Raw genomic sequence first — 22,865 nt, 5'->3', positions numbered from 1 at the left:
TAATAAGCAACTACTGGGGGTGCCTGCGGAAAGCAGGCTGAGAGAAAAACTGGCCCGTTTTTTAACCCTTTGGACCTGATCTGGATGATGCCAGCGTAGGAAAGTAGCGAAGTGGAACTATTTGCTATATTTTTATGCACAATTGCCAGGTCCTTTTCAGGGCCTGGCTTTTTTGCTGCTGAAAGGAGAAAAGGGAATGAATACAATAGAGATAGCAGTGATGCTGGAAAAGCTTAGGGCTGAAAAGCCGCTTGTACATAATATCACCAATATGGTTGTCACCAATTTTACCGCTAACGGCCTGCTGGCGCTGGGGGCATCGCCTGTCATGGCTCATGCTGCAGAAGAAGCTGCCGATATGGCCGGCATTGCAGGGGCGCTGGTCCTGAACATCGGCACTCTTACTTCCCCTGTGGTAAAATCTATGAAACTTGCGGGAGAATCAGCGGGCAGAAACTCAGTGCCGATCATCCTTGACCCGGTCGGGGCAGGTGCAACAGCTTACAGGACTGAAACAGGCAGAAACCTTCTCGAAGAGCTGCCGATCTCCATTTTGCGCGGCAATGCAGCCGAAATATCTCACCTTGCCGGAAAAGGAGGAGAAATTAAAGGTGTTGACGGCGGGGAAGCCGGCAACCCGGAAGAGACAGCCCTTCTTGCTGCAAAACTGTTCAACACCGTAACTGTTATTACAGGGAAGGAGGACATCATTTCTGATGGAATAACAGTTGTCCGGATCAGTGGCGGAAGCAGCCTCCTTACGAAAGTTACAGGAACGGGCTGCCTGCTGTCATCGGTGATAGGCGCTTTCCATGCAATTGAATCAGACTCACTGAAAGCCGCGGCGGCTGCGCTGGCTGTATACTCTGCAGCGGCAGAAATGGCTGCAGAAGCAGCGGGAAACAAAGGACCTGGAACCTTTCAAATAGAGCTGCTTAACAGCCTTGCCCTGCTTAAGGGTGAGGATCTTGAAAACAGGACGGACATTACTGTCCTCAAAGGAGAAATATAAATGAATATTAACAAAGCATTGACAATAGCGGGTTCGGACAGTGGAGGCGGAGCCGGAATCCAGGCTGACCTTAAGACCTTCCAGGAACTTGGTGTCTATGGCATGTCAGCACTGACAGCAATCACCGCTCAGAATACCACTGGCGTGCAGGCGGTCTTCCCGATGACGGCCGAAGCTGTAGGTAAACAGATAGAGAGCATTGGAAGCGACATGGGGACGGATGCTTTAAAAACGGGCATGCTTTTTGATGCAGACATCATTAAAGCTGTTTCTGCTGTTATCAGCCATTATCAATGGACAAAGGTGGTCGTCGATCCTGTGATGATTGCCAAGGGAGGGGCTAGCCTCCTGCAGGAAAGCGCCATGGCAGCCCTGAAGGAACATTTACTCCCGCTCGCACTAATCATCACCCCTAATATTCCTGAAGCAGAAGCAATAACCGGCATGAAAATCTCTTCTTTAGCCGAACGGAAAGAAGCAGCCAGGAGATTATGTGCGCTCGGCGCTCACAATGTAGTCATTAAAGGGGGGCATGAAACAGGAAATCAAGAAGCTGCTGCTGATTTGCTTTTTGATGGAAGCAGCTTTGATGTGTTTGAAGGCAGGAGGGTGGATACAGTCAATACCCATGGGACCGGCTGCACCTTTTCAGCAGCAATCACGGCAGGACTGGCGAAGGGGCTTTCTGTAAAGGAGAGTGTCCGGCTTGGAAAAGACTTCATCCAGGCAGCCATCGAAGATGATCTTCTCCTTGGGAGCGGCCACGGCCCGACAAACCACTGGGCATATAACAATAGACAGAAAGCAGAGGGCTTGGCATATGGCGCGAATTGACAGTCAAAGAATGAAAGAGCTGTTAAAGGTCTATTTTATCATGGGAAGCACGAACTGCACTAAGAATCCGGATATGGTTATGAAAGAGGCGATTAAAGGCGGGATCTCCCTTTTTCAGTACAGGGAGAAAGGGGCAGGATGTCTTGGCAGGCAAGAAAAATACGTGCTTGCAGAGCAGCTTCAGCGGATGTGCAGGACAGGGGGCATTCCTTTTATCATCAACGATGACATAGAACTGGCATGTGAAATCGGCGCAGACGGCGTCCATATTGGGCAGGAGGACGAGCCGGCCGAAGCAGTACGGGAGAAAATCGGGGATAAGATTTTGGGGGTATCTGCCCATACACTTGTGGAAGCGAACGAAGCTGTCAGGGCTGGCGCAGATTATCTGGGTCTTGGCCCCATCTATCCGACGTCAACAAAAGCAGATGCCAAGGCGGTTCAGGGAATGGCTCTCATACAGGAATTGAGAGAGTCTGCTATCACAATACCAGTTGTAGGAATAGGCGGAATCACACCGCACAATGCACGTGCTGTTATTCTGGCCGGGGCAGACGGCGTTTCTGTCATAACAAGCATCAGCCAGGCTGCAGATATAAAGGAAGCTGCTGCAAGCCTTAAAAGAAGTGTGACGATATAGAAGATTCATAGCCTGCAAATAGGTGCAGGCTATGAATCTTTAGTCTATTATCAGGACAGTTTTCCCCAGGCTCTGCCTGCTCTCTATCCTGGTATGGGCCTCCGCTGCCTCAGACAAGCTGAAAGTTTCTCCAATTTTCATGCTGAGCCGGCCGGTTTCCAGCAAACCGATAATTTTTCCAGCTGAAGCCCTTACAAGATGCGGCCTCTTTTTGCGCACCGTCCCAAAGCTGAAGCCAAGGAGGGAGCGGCAGCTGCTGTGAAGATCATTTGTCTCTACAGTTCCGGCATTTCCCGAAGCATTGCCGAAATTGACAAGCCTTCCAAAAGGTGCAAGGCAATCCAGACTTTTTTCTGTCACTGTACCGGCAACAGAATCAAGGATCACATCAGCCCCTTTACCTTCTGTCCATTCCATTACTTTTGCAGGAAAATCTTCGATTGTATAACACACTCCGTAATCGGCTCCTGCTTCCAAGGCATATGCTGTTTTTTCAGGGGAACCAGCCGTTGTGATTACTTTTCCAGCGCCAAGTATCCTGGCAAGCTGAATGGCTGTAGTCCCGACTCCGCCAGCGCCGGCATGCACTAGTACGGTTTCTCCTTGCTGGATTCGTGCTATATCTTCAAGCAGCTTAAGTGACGTTATTCCGGCAATCGGGCATGCTGCAGCCTGTATATCTGAAATGCTTTTCGGGATGGGGAAGGTCAGCATGGCTGGGGCAAGGGCATATTCGGCATAAGATCCTTTAGAAGGAAACGCAATTACCCGCTGACCTGGAATAAGACCTTCCACACCGTTCCCTAAAGCTTCTATCGTGCCGGTACAGTCTATACCCGGGATATAAGGGAGTGGACCGCCTCCTTTTTTTCCGTATCTCGTCTTGATATCGGCAAAATTCACACTGGCCGCCTTCACTTTTATCAGAACTTCCCCTGCAGCAGGCACCGGCCTTTCAGCTTCTGCCAGAATCATATTCTCTGGGCCGCCATACGCTGTAACATGTATCGCCTTCATAATAAACCTCCTTATGTATCTGCTATTATCTATTTTAACTTTTGAAAAGAAAGTGAGGAATGATCAGAATATTATAGTTAATCATAAGAAAAACTTATGTAACTAGATGACAAAATGAAGGGATTTCGGGGGAAAGTTATTTATTTCCTTATAGAAGTAAGTGAAATATTTTTAGTACAGCCAATCCAGCCGTGGAGGAACTACCCAGTTTATCACTGAAAACTAGCCAACAAAATTATTAAACCCTGTTGATTGCAGTGGAGGCACGCAGACTCCTGCGGGAGATAGCGGCAAGGCTGAGACCCCGCAAGAGCTTGCTCTGAGGAGGCTCAGCGTCGCCCCGCGGAAAGCGAAGTGCCTGGAACGGAAATCAGCAGCCTGCATGGAAAAGCTAACTTAAAATAAGGCTGCAGGCAAAGTGGTTTATATAGTTAGCATTTTTAGAGACTTAAAAAGTAATAGCCACAAAAGCTTTTTAAAGTTATATCCGGTATAATTTTCTCTAAGAATACCAGGAAAAGAGGACTAAGGATGAATTTTATTCGCAGCAAATTCAGCTGGCGGTTTTTTATATTTTTAATACTGGCCGTCCTTATTACAAGAATGCCGGTCATCGGCGACTATTCCGGCATCATCAATACGCTCATCCACGAATCCGGCCATGCGCTTGTAGCCCTGTTCGGGGGAGAAGTCCATCATATCTCCCTTTTTGCCAATACAGAAGGTGTCACATACACAAGACATTCTAATTGGTTCGGGGGAGTGTTTACTGGAGCTGCCGGATATGTTTTTTCATCTTTTATGGCTTTTATCGCCTTTTGGCTACTGGGGAAGAAAAAGGACAAAGTGCTGATTCTGATTCTGCTCGGCTTTATCATTCTTAACCTGGTTTTCTGGGTGCGGAATGCTTACGGGATCTTCTGGCTGATTTCTTTTGGTGCCGGCTTTGCTTTTCTTTTAAAGAAAGGAAGCCCTTCGCTCATACAAAATATCCTGCTCCTGATCGCATCGATCATGCTCGTTGAATCCGTCACAAGTGCCTTTGAGATCATGCTGCTGAGCTTGATGTCTCCTCAGGCAGCAGGGGATGCAACCAATCTTTCTGCTTCTCTTTTGCTTCCTGCACAAGTATTTGGGACCTTGTTCTTCCTGCAGGCGATTTGGTTCTGTTATTTGTCCATAAAAAAAGGCATATTTAAATTAAGCCGCTATTAAAAAAGAATTTCTTATCTGGACAGAATTTCACATATGCATTACTATGAGAAAACAAGGGAACTTACAAAATCAACCAGTTAAAAACCATCTGAAAAAAAGTGGAGGACCTATGAAACTGACGACTGTTATTAATCCAGCTATCCTTGTCTCGTCAGGGCTGGCTGCTGCTTTTGCTTATGAAAATATCCAGCCGCATTCCCTGAAGACCTTATCCATCTTCGTCACCATCGGGTTCATCCTGCTATTAACCGACTTTGCTATGAAAAAGCTGTCTTTGGATAAAAAGGAAATACGCATGGAAACTGGCGTCTGGCTGATCATTGCCATTTTCGTTGGCCCGCTGGCAGTCTCTTTAATCATGGATGTATTTGGAGCTGGAATATAACTAAACGAAATAAATGAGGGTCAATATGAAACAAATTGTGCAATATTATGTGATTAACTCTGACTTAAAAATGTCTGCCGGGAAAGCTGCTGCCCAGGCTGCCCATGCAGCAGCCATAAGTGTGCTCACTTATATGGAAGAACCACTTTTCAAAGAATGGCTGATGAGCGGACAAACAAAAATTATGCTCTCCGGCCGTGAAGCAGAGCTCAAGAAACTTGAAGAGAAAGGCTATGTAACAATCAAAGATGCCGGAAGGACAGAGGTTGCTCCCGGAAGCCTCACTGCATCAGCCCTGCCGCCGATGGATAAAGAAGAAGCCAAAATGATCGTCGGGCATCTTCGGCTGTATAAATAAGCTTATATATAGGGAGGTTCTCATGAAAACCATCGTCAGGGCCTTAACTGTTCTTCTTGCTCTATTCATTTTAAACGAAGGAGAAGAGGCTCTCGCTGCACCCGATCCAGCTGAAGTGGAAGAAATGAAGCTTCAGGCTCCATTGCATATCGTTGGCAAGGTGGAAAAAGATGCGTTCTTTCAGGATTTGCCAAACGAAAAATTTCTCCAGATCAGGAAAATGACCCTTTTACCCTCAGAAGTAATAAAAGCGCCCGGAAGCTTTGACCAGGACGTAGCCTTAGAGGTTTATTATCATTATATTCCTTCCTGGATGGCTGACCAATTCACCGGTCCTGCACCGATGGATATCGCAAAGGGGGATATAATAGAAATTTGGCTCGAAGAAGGCAAGGATGGATGGGAGCCTGTGTTGTCCGGCTCGACTGTCAAACATGTTCAATATAGGGATGAACGTGAAGAAGCAGTAAAAGAGCCTCTCATTCACAAATTAAAAAGGCTTGCTGAAAATGTTTTCAGAGAAAGCAGTTTTTTAACGGCACTCTTGTTTATTATTCTGCTGCTCGCCATCACTTTTTTATCCAGAAAGGTTCCAGCAGGTAAATTTAAATAATACAGGAGAAAAAAGCTGGTCAGAATTTAAATTTCAGAGAAAACATCTGATTAAATCTAAATATAATCCCAAAGGCAGCGCCCGGAATCTTCCCGGGCGTTTTTTATATGCAAACTTGAGCAAAATTCAATGGTAAAAGATTTCTGCTGACTCAATTTAAATATAATGATTCCCAATTTAATTCCATATTACTGTAATTTCTTTAAACCATTCGCACATACTACCATTATCAAAGGAGGATCGGAAGATGGAATTACATCATGACCCAAGGCTGACCAGTGCTGAAATAGCTTACTTGTGGAACACTTATATGGACGACAGCGCAACCATCTGTTTGATATATCATTTTTTCCAGCGAGTGGACGACCAGGATATCAAGGCTTGCCTGGAGCATACCATCCAATTGGCGGAAAGCCATATGGAAAGAGTGGCACAGCTGTTTGCCAAGGAAAATATTCCGGTGCCCCGTGCCTTTCCGGCTGACCAGCATGTTAACCTGAATGCTGCCCGCCTATATACCGATATGTTTTATTGTGATATCATGCTTAATGCAGCAAGGTTTGCAGTCCTTTCCCATACCATGGGCCTGAACATTTCTTCCAGAGAAGATGTTTTCATACTCTATTCTGAATTCTATGAGGAAGCTAACCATGTGCTGAAAGAGATTCTTGATACCATGAAAGGGAAGGGGATATTTGTGCGGCCTCCTTATATCCCATATCCAGACAAGCTTGATATCGTAGAAAAACATAGCTTTGTCAAGGGGTGGATGGGAAAAAGAAGGCCGCTTCTTGCCATCGAAGCCGCCCAGCTGTTTGATAACGGCATCACCAACCAGATGGGCAAGGAGCTGCTTACAGGGTTCATCCAAACCGTAAGAGACCCGCAAATAAAAGAATATTTCATAAGGGGCAGGGAACTTGCTTCAGAATTTGTTTCTAAAGTACAGAGCCTGCTTGAAGAGGACCTGGTGCCAAATGGGATGACCTGGGACTCGAAAGTAACAAAATCTACTGATGCTCCGTATTCAGATCAATTGATGCTTTTCCTGGTTTCTACTCTCAATGCCTTGGGGGTGGCACGCTACGGGCAGGCACTGTCCATGACACTGAGGAGGGATGTTGCGTCTTATTATATGAGATGCTTTGCAGATACAACAGCCTATTCAGAGGACGGACTTGACCTGCTTATCCAAAACAAATGGTTCGAACAGCCGCCGCCATGTCCAGAAAGAGATGAACTTGCCGGGAAATGATCTGCTGGTCTTGATTACATCTTTTAAAGTTTCGGCGGTGCCCTGCATAAAATTAGCCAGCCAATAAAAGAGCACTATTTATCGTGCTTCTATTGGCTGGCCCGGCATTCAGGAAATTCTATGATCATCATATTAAAACACCATTCTTCGTATTAATTCTTCGCCCTCAGCCGGCTGCCGCACTTGCAGATTATGCTGTGCTTCAATTGTTTTTCAGCTGTCTGGCATTTAGGGCATATCTTCTTAATCATTAATTTCACCTTCTCATTCAGCATTGATTATTCTGAGACAAGTGCATCTTCACATTCCTTGCATGTTCCGAAGAAGGGGCGGTTCCATAAGGAAGTTCGTCCAAATCTGCAGTTCCACATACAATTCAAGATCATGATAGATTGTCGCCAGAGGCTCATTTCGTGGATTTACTCTCCTGTGGATGGTTATATTGCTTCAGCAGCTTGTACGAATGACCATTCTTTAAGAAGCAATTCACAATCCGGTCTTTTGACCAGCAAGCCTTAAAATAAGCGTAGATTCTCCGGTTAGGCTGCTGACTATAACTCTGGCGGGTGTAAAAAGCGGAGGATTTCCGATAAAGCAGAGCGAAGTTGCCCATTTTCAAGTTTTTCAGCTGATAGCCGGAATGACTCCACTTATTTTCAACCTGTGGATTTCCTTATTCAGTTATGAATGGCAAAATAACAGCCATTCATGCGATGAGCCTTTTCATAAAATAATTACAGGCACCGGCCGAAGCAGGTGCCTGTAATTGAGAATATTGTCGATTATTGAGAATAGAGAAGGGCAGATTCAGACAAGGATTTATGCTTTTACAGGCACCTGCAGGCCCAGTCCTTCTGCTACTTTAGTTCCATATTCAGGATCTGCTTTAAAGAAATGCTCAATTTGGCGAAGTTTGATTTCATCGCTCTCAACAGGCTTCATGGCACCGACGATATTTTCCACAAGACGGGAACGCTCTTCTTCACTCATAAGCCGGTAAAGATCTCCAGCTTGTGTGTAATGATCATTATGGTCGTAAGAAACGCTGTCCGCAGCACCTGTTACGGCAAAAGGAGCGGGCTTATTTTCCGGTGTTTCTTTAGGGCCTCCGAAGCTGTTTGGCTCATAGTAGACTGATCCGCCGCCATTTGAGTCAAAACGCATCTGGCCGTCGCGCTGATAATTATTCACTTCATTCCGGGCACGGTTGATCGGCAGTGCCTGATGATTCGCACCTACACGGTAGCGGTGTGCATCATGGTAAGCGAACAGGCGCCCCTGCAGCATTTTATCAGGAGAAACATCAACACCCGGGACAAGAGTGCCAGGAGAGAAGGTTGCCTGCTCGACTTCCGCAAAATAGTTTTCAGGATTTTTGTTCAATACCATCCGGCCTACCTCGATAAGAGGATAATCCTTCTGGGACCACACTTTCGTTACGTCAAACGGATCAAAACGGTATGTTTCAGCATCTTTTTCCGGCATGATCTGCACGCAAAGCTTCCATGAAGGATAATCACCATTTTCAATCGCATTGAAGAGATCCTCAGTATGGTAGTCGGGATTTTCCCCGGCTATTTTCGCAGCAGCTTCAGGCGCCAGGTTTTTAACACCCTGCTCAGTCTTGAAGTGGTATTTGATCCAGACACCTTCGCCTTTCTGGTTGACCCATTTGAAGGTATGGCTTCCGAAACCGTGCATATGCCTTAATGTAGCAGGGATGCCGCGGTCAGACATCAGGATGGTTACCTGATGAAGGCTTTCAGGTGAAAGGGACCAGAAATCCCAGACAGCATTCGGATTCTTCAGATGTGTCTGCGGATGACGCTTTTGCGTATGGATGAAATCAGGAAATTTAATCGCATCCCGGATAAAGAAAACAGGTGTGTTATTGCCGACGATGTCATAATTGCCTTCCTCTGTATAAAATTTCACAGCGAAACCGCGCGGGTCACGGACTGTATCTGCTGAACCGAGCTCCCCCGCTACAGTGGAGAAACGGATAAACAGCGGAGTGCGCTTGCCGACTTCAGAAAGGAATGAAGCCTTTGTATATGTAGTCAGGTCATTTGTGACTTCAAAATAGCCATGCGCACCTGCTCCTTTGGCGTGGACCACACGCTCAGGTACACGTTCACGGTTAAAATGGGCCAGTTTTTCAAGAAGATGTACATCCTGAATAAGGGTCGGCCCGCGGGATCCAGCCGTCATTGAATTTTGATTGTCGCCAACAGGGGCGCCCCAGCTTGTAGTCAGTTTATTATTTGTCATCAAAACATCACCTCTTAGTTTAATAGATTGCTTGTTCCATGTAATCAATGATATCACTTCTCAATAAAAAATCAATACTTTTTTATAATAATTATTAATAAGTAAGAGATTTAAAGAGATAGACATTTAAATGTTTTAACAAGATATCTATTTCGCTTAAAATATCTTTATGCCAAAATGGAAGAGCTCATTACTTTATGGGCTTTTTCCACCCGTTTCCTTCAATAGTACATGTGGGTTACTATCCTGCATAAAGGGGTATTAGCCAGGAATGTATGATAAAATTCCTGCCTTTCAGCCAATATTTTGATTGGGAAGTATTATTACATAACAAAAAGATGATTTTATGGTAGGATTTAAGATAGATATTTCTATTATGAAGGGAACATTGGATATGAATGACACTGCCAAGCTACATGAAGAAGCCTATGAAATGCTGAAAGAGACAAGCCGGACCTTTTTGATCCCGATCAGTTATCTGTCCCCGGGCCTGAAGGAAACCGTTTCATCCGCTTATTTATGCATGAGGGCTATAGATGAGATTGAAGACCATCCCGAACTTGAAGCGGAGTCAAAGGACCACCTTTTGCGTTCAATCAGTGAATTGCTGAAGAAGCCTGTAAATGCCGAGGATATGAAATCCCTTTTCAAGCCGTATAAATCCAAGCTGCCTGAAGTGACATTGCGCCTGTATGACTGGATCAGGCTTTGTCCAGCAAGCATCAAAGAAAAGGTTCTTGATTCTACCAGCACAATGGCAAAGGGCATGGCTGACTGGACGATGAAGGGCTGGAATATCAGGGACGAAAAAGATCTCGATGACTATACCTTTTATGTGGCGGGCCTTGTCGGCGTCATGCTTTCCGACATTTGGAAATGGCATGATAATACAGAAACGAAAAAGGACCTGGCGATTGCATTTGGCCGCGGTCTCCAATCTGTCAATATCCTCCGCAACAAAATCGAAGATAAAGAGCGGGGCGTTAGCTTTTATCCCGATGGCTGGGACAATGACCAGATGTTCAGTTACGCCCGCAGGAATCTTGCACTTGCAGATGCATATATAAAAGATATCAAGTCTGCCCCGATCCTGAATTTCTGCAGGATTCCGCTTGCACTTGCACATGGGACCCTTTCTGCCTTGTCAGAAGGCAAGGAAAAGATGAATCGCGAAAGTGTAAATGCAACGGTCAAACAAGTGGTCGCAGAATAGACAATAAAAAAATCCGGCCGGCCTGGCCGGATTTTTTTTGCTGTGCTCTAATCTAAGTGTACCGAAGGAAAGGATGAAAGAGAATGAACGGGAAAAAGAATGCCATTGTTACAGGGGCATCCAGGGGATTCGGGCTTCTAATTTCCATTGAGCTCGCAAAAATGGGCTATAGCGTGACAGCTGCAATGAGGGACAAGTCCAGCTCTGCAGAACTGCTGAAACAGGCTGAAAAGGCAGGGGCAGTGGATAAGATAAACTTGCATGAGCTCGACGTAGCTTCAGATGAATCTATTCTCCGGTTCCGCACCTACCTGGAGGGTCTTGGCTCAGTTGATCTCCTGGTTAATAATGCTGGATTTGCCGGTGCAGGGTTTGCAGAGGAAGTTGAACTTGCTGAATATAGGAGCCAGTTTGAAACCAATGTATTTGGCGTTTTTGCTGTTACTCAGGCTGTCCTTCCTTATATGCGTGAACAAAAGAGGGGAAGGATCATCACCATCAGCAGCATCAGCGGAAAAATGGGTTTTCCGGGATTGTCTCCCTATGTCGCCTCCAAACATGCAGTCGAAGGGTGGGCTGAAAGCCTCCGACTTGAAATGAAGCCCTTTAATGTTGATGTTGTTCTCATTGAACCTGGTTCATACAATACAGGCATCTGGTCAACAGGTAAAAAGGTTTCTAGTCGGTCTCTTCAGCCAGATTCTCCTTATTATGCATACTATTCACAGCTTGAAAATTATTTAAATAAAAGCTCTGAAAAATACGGAGATCCCGCAGAAGTGGCCGAGCTGTGCGGGAAAATTGCCGGGAGAAAGAATACAAGGCTGAGGTACCCAGTAGGAAAGGGAACAGCTTTCACGCTGAAGCTGAAAGACAGGATAGGATGGCGGAATTGGGAAAGGCTGTTCTGGCGAATTCTGGCAAACAATAAATAAGTTGACTAGAAATGTATTATGTAAACTGCATATCCAGCCCAGCTTCACATCTAAGCTGGACCTGCAGCATTCCAATCATCCTGTATAGAAAAAATCACTTGGCTTTTGAGTTTTTCATTTAAATATTCATATAACCCAATTTTGTTCATCCAGGGATCATTAATGGTGCACCAGCGGGTTTGCATGCTTTGCTCGGTTTTGATCTGAAGATCGTCAACCTCAATGCCGATTTCTTTCTTCAGGCGTTTTAGCTCGGTTTCAAGATTGTATACCCCTAAACGGAGCAGGCTGTTCTTTGAATCAGGCTGTCCCTGGACCAGCCTGAAACCGCAGCCGGGAGCAACAGACCATTCTGCAAAGCCGCCATCCCGCAGCAGATCCGGTTTTCTATTGAAAAAAGGACTGTACCAAACGATTCCTTCATTAAGTTCGGGAATTTTAATCTCTGCTATCATTTCATAAATCATTCCAGCTTCCTCCTAATCTCTGGGATAAGAGCTGAGTGAAAAAGAAACGCAGGCTAACAATAATATTTCATTTTTTTAACCCAATTAGAGTGATAATATAATCCTATTCCCTGAAGGATCTGCAGTTAAAACCAACTCTCCTTGAATTTCAGCATTTTGGCCCAGCTTCCTGATCCTTTCTGCTGCTGCTCTGATTGATTTTGTATCGGGATAGAGCAATTTAAAATCTTTCATACCTGGAGCATTTTCTCTGGCCGGCGGTGCACCAATCCCATTCCATGTGTTAATGCCAATATGATGATGATAGTTCCCTGTGGAAAGAAAGAGAGCCTGCCCGCCGTATTCAGCTGCAATATTGAAGCCCAGCCCCTTTACATAAAACTCTTCAGCTGCTTTCAGATCCGACACATGCAGATGAATATGGCCCATGATGGTATCTCCCGGAATTCCTTTCCAAGGCATCTTTTCTTCCATGGCGAGGAGCTCCCCGGCATGCAGTGCAGCAGTGTCCATCCTGACCATTCCGCCTTCCCAGGTCCAGGATTCTGTGGGCCGGTCCGCGTATATCTCAATCCCATTTCCGTCAGGGTCGGCCAGATAAATCGCTTCACTGACAAGATGGTCGGAAGCACCCTGCAAAGGCCAGCCGGTCTGGATCAGATGTGCCAGTGCTGACGCGAGAGATGGGCGGTCCGGGAGCAGGAGGGCGAAATGGTAGAGGCCTGCAGACCTGGCTGACTTTTGTTCTATAGCTGGCGGCTGCACCAGTACAATCAGAACTGTTTTACCGTCAGCAGTAAGTTCAGCACTTCCTGTATCCTCCCGCAGCACTTTTAACCCGATTATTTCTTTATAAAAAAGAATCGATCTTTCAAGGTCACTGACCTTGAGTGTTATTTGGGAAGCATAAGTGAGTGGTGCTTCATGGAAATTCATAATAGTAGCTCCTTTGTAATCTACTTACTTTATGTAAGTTAGTGTATGAAAATAACTTCATTCAGTCAAGAAGAATGCCATACGAAAAGCAAAAATTTTATAATTGTTTTTTTTTATGTATACTGTAGCTATAGGAGTGAATTCAGATGAACGCTTCAAAGATTTGCCCCAGATTTGAAAAGGCTATGAGCATACTCAGCCAGAGGTGGACAGGGCTGATCATATATCAGCTTTCACAAGGGCCGCAAAGATTCTGCACTATAGAATCTTCTATTTCTATAAGCGGCAGAGTTTTGTCTGAGCGGCTGAAGGATTTGGAGAAGCAAGGTGTAGTCCATCGGCAGGTATTTCCGGAAAAACCCGTCAGGATAGAATACTCGCTGACCCAAAAAGGGGAGGCGCTTAAACCAGTACTCTATGAAATTGAACAATGGTCTCAGAATTGGATAGAGGAAACCGGGGGCGAATAAAAGCCATGCTTAACCGCATGGCTTTTATTAAATGGAGTATAGATCATAGTAAACTCAGCAATTGGCTGTTTTCTATTTTTTAGCAGAAGAGAGGAAAAGCATGGACCAAGCATATCGATGCCTGTCCCAAATTCAGCTAGACCGCTAAAACTGCCTGTTTTCCTCCCAGGCTGAATAAAGCCCGCTTCCGCTGCAGCCAGGGCATTCTAGTGAATTGGTATAATACACATATTCATTTGCATGGAACGCATTGAACCCGCGGCCAAAGCAGTCAGGGCATTTGTCGACCGCCCGCATCCCGGCAATCCGGTTTTCTTCCCTTGCAGCCAGCCAGTCCTGGAAGGATTGTAGAAGACCCATGCTGTTCACCTCCTTTTCTTTACATATTGTTATAGCATCGGCATGTTTTTATACCTTATTTTTCTATATTATATTCAGAATATTTAGAAATGTTAAGGGATTTTTGTATTTTACATAAAAAATTACTTGTCAGCACATTCATTTTTGCCTCAATTCGAAAAAGGAGGTAGTATGCTGATAGGGATTGGATACCCAATCTTGATAATCCCTAATAGGAGGAGCTATATACCCAGCATGGCTCCTCTTTTTAGGATATCAGTTTCCTGAATGCGGTTACATGCGGCAGCCTGATACAGGTGCCGTTTTTCTTTGATCTTGGCTTTGCTGAAATACATATTAACCATAGTTTTACAATAATGAGTTCAAAACAATCTGATGCACTGATAGACCTTGTTCATAATGGTTTTTGATTAGAAAAAATTTGTGGTAATCTTATATAGAGATTTCAAAGAGAAGGGAAACACGAAAGATGATAGTGAAAACTGAAGAAGATATTAATGGAATTAAGGAGATCGGCAGCATTGTTGCAAAAATCCGAGATGAACTGATTGAGAAGACAGTGCCTGGCATTACTACAAAAGAGCTTGATGAGCATGCCGGCAGGCTTTTCGAACAATACGGGGCCATATCCGGTCCAAAGGGAGAATATGACTTTCCCGGCTACACATGCATCAGTGTAAATGAAGAGGTTGCTCACGGAATACCGGGCAGCCGCATCATCAAGGACGGTGATCTGGTCAATATAGATGTCTCGGGATCAAAGAATGGCTATTTTGCGGATACAGGCCTTTCTTTTGTGGCAGGAGACGAAGCTGATGACACCTTGAAAAAGCTTTGCAGGACAGCCCAGCTGGCATTTGATGCCGGCCTTAAAAAAATCAGGCCGGGAAAAAAGCTGAACGGAATAGGAAAAGCTGTTCATCAGACAGCTGTCAATGAAGGATTTACAGTTATCATGAACCTGACTGGCCATGGAATCGGCCGTTCACTGCATGAAAAACCTGACCATGTCCTTAATTATTTTGATTCATGGGATACAGGGCTTCTCAGGGAGGGGATGGTCATTGCGTTTGAGCCGTTCATTTCAACAGCAGCTGAGGAAGTAGTGGAGCTTGGTGATGGATGGACCTACGTTACCGAAGAAAAAAGCTTTGTCGCTCAAATCGAGCATACCCTTATAGTGACCAAAGAAGGCCCGGTCATTGTTACATTATAGAAGAATAGGAAAATCCCCCGGATCATCCGGGGGATTCTTCACGCTTAATAGGTTTCTGTGTTTACAGTAACTTCTATATTGCCTCTTGTAGCTCTGGAATAAGGGCAGACACCATGTGCCTTTTCTGTCAGCTCCTTCGCTTCCTCAAGGGATACGCCGCTGACTGCCGCATTCAAAACCACCGCAAGGGCAAGGCCGCCATCGTTTTCTTTCCCGATTGTCACTTCAGCTGTTACCTTTGATTCAATTTTCTTACGGTCCTGCCGGGCTACTAGATTAAGGGCACCATCAAAGCAGGAGGCATAGCCGGCTGCGAAAAGCTGCTCAGGATTCGTTCCATTTTCTGTTCCATTTCCGCCTAAAGACTTTGGCATGGATAGGTTAAAATCAAGATTGCCGTCATCAGTACGTACCTTCCCGCTGCGTCCGCCCTCAGCCGTTGCTTTTGCTGTGTACAATTTGTCCATGTTCCTCACTCCTGTCCATTTTCTCTCACTATATTGTTCCCTAATCACGAAAAGCGAAACCGGGGAAACATATTGAGGGTCAAAAGTGCAAGCTGAGCCTGATCATGTCCCGGCAGACTATTCCGTTTTCACAGATTTCATCAGGGTAACGTCTGGTGAAATAATCAAAATCGATTCCTGTTATCCGGAATCCATGCTTCTGATATAATCCAAGCTGCTGTAAGCTTGAATTCCCTGTTCCGATTTCCAGGGTAAGGCATCCTGATGACTCTGTATATTTAATCGCATGCTTCAATAGCTGTGTCCCAATTCCACGGCTCCGCGCGTGTTCATATACGGCCAAATTGATGATCTCTGCTGTTTTTGGCCTGGTAAGAAGAAGGATGCAGCTTCCTGCCAGATCTTCCCCCTCGTACGCTCCCCAGCAAATTCCTTTAGCTGCATAGTCCCTGACAGCTTCAGCAGAAGGATCTGCCAGCAGCAGCAAGTCCAGCGGAGGCTGTTCCAGCATTTTTATAATAGCAGCCATCTTATCACCTTTCTTTTCAGTTTATAAATGATTATAAATTCTGTTTAGCTTTCACGATTATTTGCCAAGATGATATCAGGCAGAAAGCAGGTGAGAAAGCATGGAAAAAACAGAAGTTTTTAAAATACTAATGTTAATAGAAAGCAGCTATCCATTATGCCGCTTTAGAAATGAAACGATCGAACAGTGGTTCAGGCAATGTAATGCCCTTATATATGAAGATGTCCTCCAGCATGTTTGCGGGCATATTCGAAGCAGGCCGTACCCGCCAAGTTTTCGGGATGCGGCAGGATTTACTGCAGAAGGAAAGTCTGCTGATTGGATGGAAGAGTACATACTGCCTAAAGAAATCTAAATACATCTTGCCGCTGTCATATCTAAAAATGTGTTCAGCTGCAGGAATCGCTGGTCCTTACTGCTTCCTTGAATTTGCGGCAAGCGGGGCTAGGATGACATGAAGGACGATATCTGCACAAAAATGGGACAGCATGGCCATTTCAATCCCATACTTCCAATATAAGTAGCCAAAAAGGATGCCGGGCACCATATTGAGGAGAATAGTCCGCAGCGTCACGATGAATGATTTCCCGTATATCTGATAGCTTGCCGGAAGATGGCCTGCACCGAACAAGAAGGCAGCCAAGATTATTCCAGTCCAGTAGATCCAGCCTCCACTGGACAGGAATGAAAGCATATAGACAACCAATGTCATCAGAAACAGCCTCATCAGCACTTCTTCCGATATTCCGCCGTAAAAGGAAGCAAGAAAAGCTTGTTTTCTTGTCGGTGTTTCCGCTTCCGCTTGAGGCATCTTTTTGCTGAATATCCGGTCCAGCAGCAGGATTGCCAAGGCGGATGCTGCACCGCCAAGGATACTAAGCAGCATAACAGGCCATATTGAAAAAGATATCCTCGTGCCATATAAATAATAGTCCAGCAGCGGCCATTGCAAATCTGTCTTTGGAGCCAGATAGGTGCCTGTAAATGAGGCTGCCCCCAGGAGGACTCCAGTCTGCACTGCACCAATCAGTGCAAGCACCGGGAGGGGAGGCAGCTTCTTTTTCGGCTGCTTTTCTGCCGCTTCCAGGATGCGGCCATGCAATATTTTGGTCTGGTAAGGAATGACAAGTATGGCTCCAAATACCGAAGCCAGCCAAAAGATATAGAATTCTGTCATCATGAACACCTCTTAAAATTTATAAGTACAAAGATAAGACGGTTCAAAACTGAATTCGTTCATTTATTTTTAAAAATCCACAAAAAAATGAGGCTATCCTGTCCGGGACATCCTCAATGAATATCCTGCTTCTTGAATCTTCCTCCCCGAACCTCGGCAATGTCTCCGACGGCAAGGAAAGCAGAAGGATCAAGCCCCTCAACTATTTCTTTCAGCTTTGCTTCTTCCAGTCTGTTAATGACACAAAATATCACTTTTTTATCATCCCCGGAATAGGCGCCTTCTCCAGAAAGATAAGTTACACCCCGCCCAAGGCGGCTGTTGATGGCATTCCCGATCTGCCTGTAGTTGTCGCTGATGACCCATACTGATTTGGATTCTTCCAGTCCTGTAATTGTAATATCAATGGTTTTGAAAGCAACAAAATAAGCAATGAGAGAATACATAGCCCGGTCCCATGTAAAGACAAACCCTGCACTTCCAAGTATAAACAGATTGATGAACATGATAATTTCCCCAACTGAAAATGGAAGTTTCTTATTGGCCAGTATGGCGAGAACCTCACTTCCATCAAGGGAGCCTCCGTACCGGATGACAATGCCGACCCCGATTCCAAGCACGATTCCCCCAAATACAGATGCCAGGAGGATATCCTGTGTGAAAGCAGGCACTGGATGAAGGAGGGCAGTTGTAATAGAAAGGATGAAAATACCATAAAGTGTGGAAATCGCGAATGTTTTTCCGATTTGCTTGTAGCCGATAAAGAAAAAGGGGATATTGAGCAGGAAGATGATCAGTCCGAGCTTAACGCCTGTAAGATGGGACAGCATGATTGAAATGCCGACTATTCCTCCGTCAATGACCTGGTTGGGAACGAGGAAAATCTCCAGCCCGACTCCCATAAGGATTGCTCCTATCGTAATGAGGAGAGCACGTTTGAGAATTTTTCCTTTTGTCATTTTCCGGTGTGATTCTCTCAATAGAACTGCCTGCTGTCCAATTTCCAATTCCGTCACCCGCATCCCTCCTTTTCTTGCCTGGCAGCTGGCTGTACTGCCGGCAGCAGGATTATACACTCATATCTTAAACAGTATATTCAATTGTGTTCATCCTAAAACCTTTGAGCAGAATAATAAATAGTATTCTAATCGCCTGTATTTATTATATCCTCATTGGCGTAATATTCACACTATTTAACCTTCAGGCTGATAACAAAAATGCCCGGCTTTTTGGCCGGGCGGGAAAATCCTTAACAGAAGGATAAGGGAGGTATTCATTTGCTTGCCCGCCTCTATATCCGTTAGCAAAGATAAAGAGGCAGGGCCATATTAAAAAGGGGAAAAGCAGGCGGCCTGCAGCCACAAGATCAGTGTATCGTAAAAGTATGAACAAAATATGACCCTTTTAAGACGAAGCCATGAATATGAAAAAAATATAATCTTAACTGATCCAAATTCCTTTTCTTTTCGTTTTTTGCATAGAGCGGGCAGATTTGATTTACTTCCTGCACAGTACTTTCCGATATAATGATAGAGCTAACCTGAAAAGAAGGAGGAATACGATGAGCAGAAGCAATGACAGCTTGCTTTATGAAAAGATACTTCGTAAAGATAAGCAGGCACTAGAGGATTTGTATGACAAATACGAGAAAATCCTATTCTCTTTCTTATATAAAATGACAGAAGACAGAGATTTGTCAGAGGAAGCCCTTCAAGAAGTGTTCTTAAAAATCTGGCGAGGCAAGGGACATTATACCGAAGACAAAGGAAAATTCAGTTCATGGCTGTTTACAATGGCGCGCAATACAGCTATTGATATCATCCGGAAAAAGGAGAAGGGTCCTGTTCCTATTGACGAAATTCAGCCGGCCGCCAGCCTGGAAAGCTCGGCGGAAGAGCAGACAGAGTGGAAAGAAGAAAGAATGAAGGTACATAGTGCAGTCTCAAAACTGTCTGAAGACCAAAAAGGGATTATTGATCTTATTTATTTTAAAGGTTTCACACAGCAGAAAATTTCTGAATCCTGCAATATTCCACTTGGAACTGTCAAAAGCAGGGCAAGGCTGGCACTTAGGAATCTCCGAAAATTTCTTGATGCTGCGGAAGGGAGGGAGAAGGCATGAACAAAGATTATTGCGAACTATCAATTGACTACTTTAATGGCACACTCTCAGAGGAAGAAAAACAGGCATTCGAACAGCATCTGCTGACTTGCGAAGAATGCAGGGCAGAAATGGAGGATTTGAAAATGCTATCCTGCCATCTTCCCTTCCTTTCAGAGGAAGTCCAGCCTCCAAAGGGCATGAAAGACCGTATATTTAAAGAAATATTCCAAAATGAAGAAAAGCAGACAGCAGCTAAGGAAGACAAAGTTGATGAGCCGGCAGGACTGACTTCAAAACAGAAGAGAAAATGGCAGATGCCAGCATTAGCTGCTGCACTCCTTCTATCTGTCATTGGAAATGGCTATGCAGTAATAAAGCTCTCTGAGAAAGAGCCTGTACAAAGGGCGGAAGAAAAAATCTCTTCTATTGCCCTGCAGCCTGGGGAAAACTTCGACGGCAATGCTGAAGCCTATCTCATACAGGAGAGTAATGGCTTGAAAGTCATTGTTAATGCAGAAGGGCTAGAACAGACTGAAGGAGAACAGGTATACCAGGTGTGGCTGATTAATGGCGGCAATCCTGTTCCAGCAGGTTCATTTGTACCAGACAGCACCAGTAAAGGTACAGCCTTTTATCAAGCAGCAGACAGCAGCAGTGAAAACTGGGATACCATAGCAGTGACATTGGAGCCAAGAGCAGGCAACTCCCTGCCAGAGGGGCAGATCGTCTTAAGCTCTGAATTATAGCAATAAAAGGCCGGCTTTCCGAATAGGGAGCCGGCTTTCTTTATATGCCGGTGGGCAGGTTGAAGCATCCGGCTTCTTAGATAGAAATGAAGTGTAAATGGCTCTATAAAAACTTCCTGCATGTTTTCATATTGAGAAAATATTAAAAAATGTCTCTATAATGTGATCCAAAAGAAAATCCGCTGCGTTTAGTAGATGTAATCAAAAAAATAACTTATGAAAAGGAGAGTGCATCACATGAATTTGAAACAAAACCTGAAAAAAATGATTATTCCTGTACTGGGGCTTTCACTTTTATTCCCTTCTGCAGGATCTGCCGCAGAACAGACCCCAACGGTAAAAACACCAGCAGCCGATCTAAGGGCAGCACTTGATCAGCTTTTATCAGAGCATTATATACTTGCCGTTTCGTCCATGACCAAATCCTTTGAAGGTGCCACGGATGCGGAAGCACTTACAAAAGCGCTGGACCAGAATGCACTCGACATGACACCGGCAATTGCCTCCATATACGGTGAGGAAGGAGCTGCTGAGTTTGAAAGGATTTTCCGGGGACATAACGGCTATGCAGACACCTTCGTGCAAGCAGCTAAGAATAATGATGAAGCTGCCAGACAGGAAGCAGAAAAAGAAGTGGACGAATTTGTTGTAGAGTTTTCCACCTTCCTAGGCAAGGCAACAGAAGGGAAGCTGCCGGCAGAAGCCGCTGCAAAAGCAGTCAGCCTCCACGAAGACCAAGTCATTCAAACCTTTGATCATTATGTTGAGGGTGAATACGAGGAAGCATACAAAAGCTTCCGTAAAGGGTACAAGCATATGTTCTCCATCAGCAAAGCACTTTCATCAGCCATCACAGCTCAAATGCCGGAAAAGTTTGCAAATTTGTCTTCTGACACGCCAGCGGCCGATTTGAGGTCAGCCCTTAATAGCCTCGCTTCCGAACACTTTGCATTGGCAGTCATGGGATTGGAAAAAGGATATACTCAGTCAGAGGATTATGATTTCATCACTTGGGCAGAAAATGCCAACACTGCAGACTTCAAGGCGGCCATAGGCAGCATTTACGGTGAAGCTGGTGCACAGCAGTTTGAAAAAGTTTGGCAGACTGACCACATTAATGCCCAGGGCAAAATTGCAGCAGCAGAGCTTGAAGGAGATAAAGAAGCTGCCGAAGCAGCCAGGGCACAGCTTGACCAATTTGCAAAAGATTTCGGCGGATTCCTCGGTGCGGCAACAGACGGCAATCTTCCTGCAGCTGACGCTGAAGCGGCTGTAAAAGCCCATGAAAACCAGGTCCTCATGGCTTTTGACCAATATAAAGCCGGCAATTATGAGGAGTCAGCAGGAACTTTCCGTGAAGGATTTGCTGCTATGTTCACGATCGGGGAAGTACTGGGAAATGCAATTGTTACACAAATGCCTGAAAAATTTGCTGAAGCAGCCATGCCGGAAACTATGCCCAAGACAGGCTTGGGCGGAGCAAGCAATCCTGCAGATGCAGCCACAATTTTATGGAGTGTACTCGGTGTGATGCTTGCAGCAGGAGGAGTATTTTCTCTTAGAAAAAAAGCAGTAAAATAATTGCAGCAAAATTGGGAAGTTCGCTGGCCTCTTCCCGGTTTTGATTTAACCGCGACACAGAGAGGTGAAGCCATGAAAAAACCAGCCGTATTGCTTGCCGGCAGCCTGATCTGTTTTATCATCGGAGGCTTTAGCTATAAGGACAGCAATGATATAGAGGATCCCCCCATAATTAAACAAAAGCAGGAGCTGGAACTAAAAAAGTCACAAATTAAAAACGAATTCCAGTCAGTAGATATAAAGATTCAAACCAAGGAAGAAGAGAATTTGAAAGGGATAGAACCAGCAGCAATAAAAATCCCTTCTCTGGGAATCGAGGCCCCGGTCGGCAAGGTAGGCGTCCTGGAGAATGGCGCAATGGGGGTTCCTGATGACAACGAATCCGCCGGATGGTTCGAACCGGGAATAAAACCTGGAGAAAAAGGAAGCAGTGTCATAGCTGGACATGTAGACAGTAAAGCAGGACCCGCAGTTTTTTTCTATTTAAAAGATCTTGTAAAAGGGGATGCAGTGATTGTAACAGCACAGGATGGACTAAGCTATACGTTTGAGGTTCAGCAATTAAAAAGCTATCCTTATGACCGCGCACCCATCAGCGAAGTGTTTGGTCCTTCAGACGAACGGAGGCTTAACCTTATAACGTGCACAGGTACTTACAATCGTAAAACAAACACGCATGAAGAAAGGCTTGTTGTTTACACAGTACTTAAGTCAGGACAGGAAGACAAAGCAGAAACCTTGGTAGTACCGCCACCGCCTGAACATGTAAAAATAAGCGGGGGCCTGCTTACCTGGCATGCAGTCAGAAGCGGTGAGATTTCAGGATACCGCATTTACAGCAGCACAGAAAATGGAGACTTCATCCATGCAGCCAGTATTTCATCTCATGAAAGAAAGAGCATGGTTATTGATAATGAAGAAGCAACATCCTTCTATATCACAGCAGTCAGCTCATCCGGCAATGAATCTAAACCATCTGAGATTGTCACAAAATAGTATCCATTCAGTATATTTGCTGAGATTATATTAATGAGGAAAATCAATACTTTCTTTTCCGATGTTAG

26 protein-coding genes and 1 riboswitch are annotated in these 22,865 nt (G+C 45.0%); of the genes, 17 read left to right on the top strand and 9 right to left on the bottom strand.

Annotation, left to right across the window (positions count from 1 at the left end):
* Positions 1-5: 5 nt before the first annotated feature.
* Positions 6-119: riboswitch (TPP riboswitch) on the top strand.
* Between the two features lie 77 nt (positions 120-196).
* Genes thiM through thiE form a run of 3 tightly spaced genes read left to right on the top strand, consistent with a single transcriptional unit; the run spans position 197 to position 2,486 of the window.
* The gene (gene thiM, locus RBB45_RS04010; RefSeq protein ID WP_050767298.1) at positions 197-1,012 is read left to right on the top strand and encodes a hydroxyethylthiazole kinase; all 816 of its coding nucleotides are present in this window, start codon (positions 197-199) and stop codon (positions 1,010-1,012) included.
* Positions 1,013-1,846: a bifunctional hydroxymethylpyrimidine kinase/phosphomethylpyrimidine kinase gene (gene thiD, locus RBB45_RS04005; RefSeq protein ID WP_094769517.1), complete on the top strand. Its 834-nt coding sequence runs from the start codon at positions 1,013-1,015 to the stop codon at positions 1,844-1,846.
* A complete protein-coding gene (thiE, locus tag RBB45_RS04000) occupies positions 1,833-2,486 on the top strand; it encodes a thiamine phosphate synthase (RefSeq protein ID WP_094769516.1) in 654 nt (217 codons plus the stop codon). Before thiD ends, thiE begins: the two co-directional genes overlap by 14 nt.
* Positions 2,487-2,525: 39 nt before the next feature.
* Here the strand turns inward: thiE and RBB45_RS03995 are convergent, their stop codons facing one another.
* Positions 2,526-3,503, bottom strand: coding sequence for a quinone oxidoreductase family protein (locus RBB45_RS03995; protein ID WP_129612772.1), 978 nt, complete (start codon positions 3,501-3,503; stop codon positions 2,526-2,528).
* A 531-nt stretch (positions 3,504-4,034) separates the two neighbouring features.
* On the opposite strand from RBB45_RS03995, the gene RBB45_RS03990 reads away from it, so the two are divergent.
* From RBB45_RS03990 to RBB45_RS03970, 5 genes are all read left to right on the top strand, one after another.
* Positions 4,035-4,718, top strand: a complete 684-nt coding sequence (locus tag RBB45_RS03990) for a M50 family metallopeptidase (protein ID WP_094769514.1) — start codon at positions 4,035-4,037, stop codon at positions 4,716-4,718.
* A 109-nt stretch (positions 4,719-4,827) separates the two neighbouring features.
* Positions 4,828-5,103 (top strand): hypothetical protein, encoded by a 276-nt coding sequence (locus RBB45_RS03985; protein WP_094769513.1) that lies wholly within the window; start codon positions 4,828-4,830, stop codon positions 5,101-5,103.
* A 25-nt stretch (positions 5,104-5,128) separates the two neighbouring features.
* On the top strand, positions 5,129-5,461 hold the full coding sequence (locus RBB45_RS03980; protein ID WP_022543897.1) for an aminoacyl-tRNA hydrolase: 333 nt from the start codon (positions 5,129-5,131) through the stop codon (positions 5,459-5,461).
* 22 nt (positions 5,462-5,483) lie between these two features.
* Complete coding sequence (locus RBB45_RS03975) at positions 5,484-6,074, top strand: hypothetical protein (protein WP_306009125.1); 591 nt, start codon at positions 5,484-5,486, stop codon at positions 6,072-6,074.
* A 247-nt stretch (positions 6,075-6,321) separates the two neighbouring features.
* Positions 6,322-7,329, top strand: a complete 1,008-nt coding sequence (locus RBB45_RS03970) for a DUF3231 family protein (RefSeq protein WP_306009124.1) — start codon at positions 6,322-6,324, stop codon at positions 7,327-7,329.
* 819 nt (positions 7,330-8,148) lie between these two features.
* On the opposite strand, the gene katA is transcribed toward RBB45_RS03970, so the two are convergent.
* Positions 8,149-9,600 (bottom strand): catalase KatA, encoded by a 1,452-nt coding sequence (katA, locus tag RBB45_RS03965; RefSeq protein ID WP_009793657.1) that lies wholly within the window; start codon positions 9,598-9,600, stop codon positions 8,149-8,151.
* Positions 9,601-9,994: 394 nt separating this feature from the next.
* Here katA and RBB45_RS03960 point away from each other — a divergent pair, with 394 nt between their 5' ends.
* Together RBB45_RS03960 and RBB45_RS03955 are read left to right on the top strand one after the other, a co-directional pair.
* On the top strand, positions 9,995-10,813 hold the full coding sequence (locus RBB45_RS03960) for a squalene/phytoene synthase family protein (protein ID WP_035402531.1): 819 nt from the start codon (positions 9,995-9,997) through the stop codon (positions 10,811-10,813).
* 83 nt (positions 10,814-10,896) lie between these two features.
* Entirely contained in the window at positions 10,897-11,748 is an 852-nt protein-coding gene (locus tag RBB45_RS03955; RefSeq protein ID WP_129612774.1) for an SDR family oxidoreductase, read from the top strand.
* Between the two features lie 50 nt (positions 11,749-11,798).
* On the opposite strand, the gene RBB45_RS03950 is transcribed toward RBB45_RS03955, so the two are convergent.
* Together RBB45_RS03950 and RBB45_RS03945 are read right to left on the bottom strand one after the other, a co-directional pair.
* Positions 11,799-12,215, bottom strand: a complete 417-nt coding sequence (locus RBB45_RS03950; protein WP_009793660.1) for a VOC family protein — start codon at positions 12,213-12,215, stop codon at positions 11,799-11,801.
* 84 nt (positions 12,216-12,299) lie between these two features.
* Complete coding sequence (locus RBB45_RS03945) at positions 12,300-13,151, bottom strand: VOC family protein (RefSeq protein ID WP_101547816.1); 852 nt, start codon at positions 13,149-13,151, stop codon at positions 12,300-12,302.
* Positions 13,152-13,297: 146 nt separating this feature from the next.
* Between RBB45_RS03945 and RBB45_RS03940 the strand changes: the two genes are divergently transcribed.
* Positions 13,298-13,621: a winged helix-turn-helix transcriptional regulator gene (locus RBB45_RS03940; RefSeq protein WP_009793662.1), complete on the top strand. Its 324-nt coding sequence runs from the start codon at positions 13,298-13,300 to the stop codon at positions 13,619-13,621.
* Between the two features lie 144 nt (positions 13,622-13,765).
* Here the strand turns inward: RBB45_RS03940 and RBB45_RS03935 are convergent, their stop codons facing one another.
* Complete coding sequence (locus RBB45_RS03935) at positions 13,766-13,981, bottom strand: hypothetical protein (protein ID WP_009793663.1); 216 nt, start codon at positions 13,979-13,981, stop codon at positions 13,766-13,768.
* Between the two features lie 469 nt (positions 13,982-14,450).
* Between RBB45_RS03935 and map the strand changes: the two genes are divergently transcribed.
* Positions 14,451-15,197, top strand: coding sequence for a type I methionyl aminopeptidase (map, locus tag RBB45_RS03930; RefSeq protein ID WP_009793665.1), 747 nt, complete (start codon positions 14,451-14,453; stop codon positions 15,195-15,197).
* A 44-nt stretch (positions 15,198-15,241) separates the two neighbouring features.
* On the opposite strand, the gene RBB45_RS03925 is transcribed toward map, so the two are convergent.
* Positions 15,242-15,664 (bottom strand): organic hydroperoxide resistance protein, encoded by a 423-nt coding sequence (locus RBB45_RS03925; RefSeq protein ID WP_009793666.1) that lies wholly within the window; start codon positions 15,662-15,664, stop codon positions 15,242-15,244.
* A 79-nt stretch (positions 15,665-15,743) separates the two neighbouring features.
* Positions 15,744-16,193 (bottom strand): GNAT family N-acetyltransferase, encoded by a 450-nt coding sequence (locus tag RBB45_RS03920; RefSeq protein WP_253617003.1) that lies wholly within the window; start codon positions 16,191-16,193, stop codon positions 15,744-15,746.
* Positions 16,194-16,293: 100 nt separating this feature from the next.
* On the opposite strand from RBB45_RS03920, the gene RBB45_RS03915 reads away from it, so the two are divergent.
* Entirely contained in the window at positions 16,294-16,548 is a 255-nt protein-coding gene (locus tag RBB45_RS03915) for a hypothetical protein (protein WP_306009123.1), read from the top strand.
* A 57-nt stretch (positions 16,549-16,605) separates the two neighbouring features.
* On the opposite strand, the gene RBB45_RS03910 is transcribed toward RBB45_RS03915, so the two are convergent.
* Both RBB45_RS03910 and RBB45_RS03905 read right to left on the bottom strand, forming a co-directional pair.
* Positions 16,606-17,373 (bottom strand): CPBP family intramembrane glutamic endopeptidase, encoded by a 768-nt coding sequence (locus RBB45_RS03910; RefSeq protein WP_306009122.1) that lies wholly within the window; start codon positions 17,371-17,373, stop codon positions 16,606-16,608.
* Positions 17,374-17,483: 110 nt separating this feature from the next.
* Complete coding sequence (locus tag RBB45_RS03905) at positions 17,484-18,329, bottom strand: YitT family protein (RefSeq protein ID WP_371931556.1); 846 nt, start codon at positions 18,327-18,329, stop codon at positions 17,484-17,486.
* A 602-nt stretch (positions 18,330-18,931) separates the two neighbouring features.
* Between RBB45_RS03905 and RBB45_RS03900 the strand changes: the two genes are divergently transcribed.
* From RBB45_RS03900 to RBB45_RS03885, 4 genes are all read left to right on the top strand, one after another.
* A complete protein-coding gene (locus RBB45_RS03900) occupies positions 18,932-19,492 on the top strand; it encodes an RNA polymerase sigma factor (protein WP_009793671.1) in 561 nt (186 codons plus the stop codon).
* Entirely contained in the window at positions 19,489-20,220 is a 732-nt protein-coding gene (locus RBB45_RS03895) for an anti-sigma factor (RefSeq protein WP_306009120.1), read from the top strand. The genes RBB45_RS03900 and RBB45_RS03895 overlap by 4 nt, the downstream gene beginning before the upstream one ends.
* Positions 20,221-20,457: 237 nt before the next feature.
* The gene (locus tag RBB45_RS03890) at positions 20,458-21,801 is read left to right on the top strand and encodes a copper amine oxidase (protein WP_306009119.1); all 1,344 of its coding nucleotides are present in this window, start codon (positions 20,458-20,460) and stop codon (positions 21,799-21,801) included.
* A gap of 72 nt (positions 21,802-21,873) precedes the next feature.
* Positions 21,874-22,797, top strand: coding sequence for a class F sortase (locus RBB45_RS03885; protein ID WP_306009118.1), 924 nt, complete (start codon positions 21,874-21,876; stop codon positions 22,795-22,797).
* The last annotated feature ends 68 nt before the right edge of the window (positions 22,798-22,865 follow it).

The organism is Bacillus sp. MMSF_3328, from assembly GCF_030733525.1.
GTDB classification, from domain to species: domain Bacteria; phylum Bacillota; class Bacilli; order Bacillales; family Cytobacillaceae; genus Bacillus_AB; species Bacillus_AB infantis.
The sequence above is the reverse complement of the archived record's forward strand: the minus strand, read 5'-3'. Positions and strand labels throughout refer to the sequence as shown.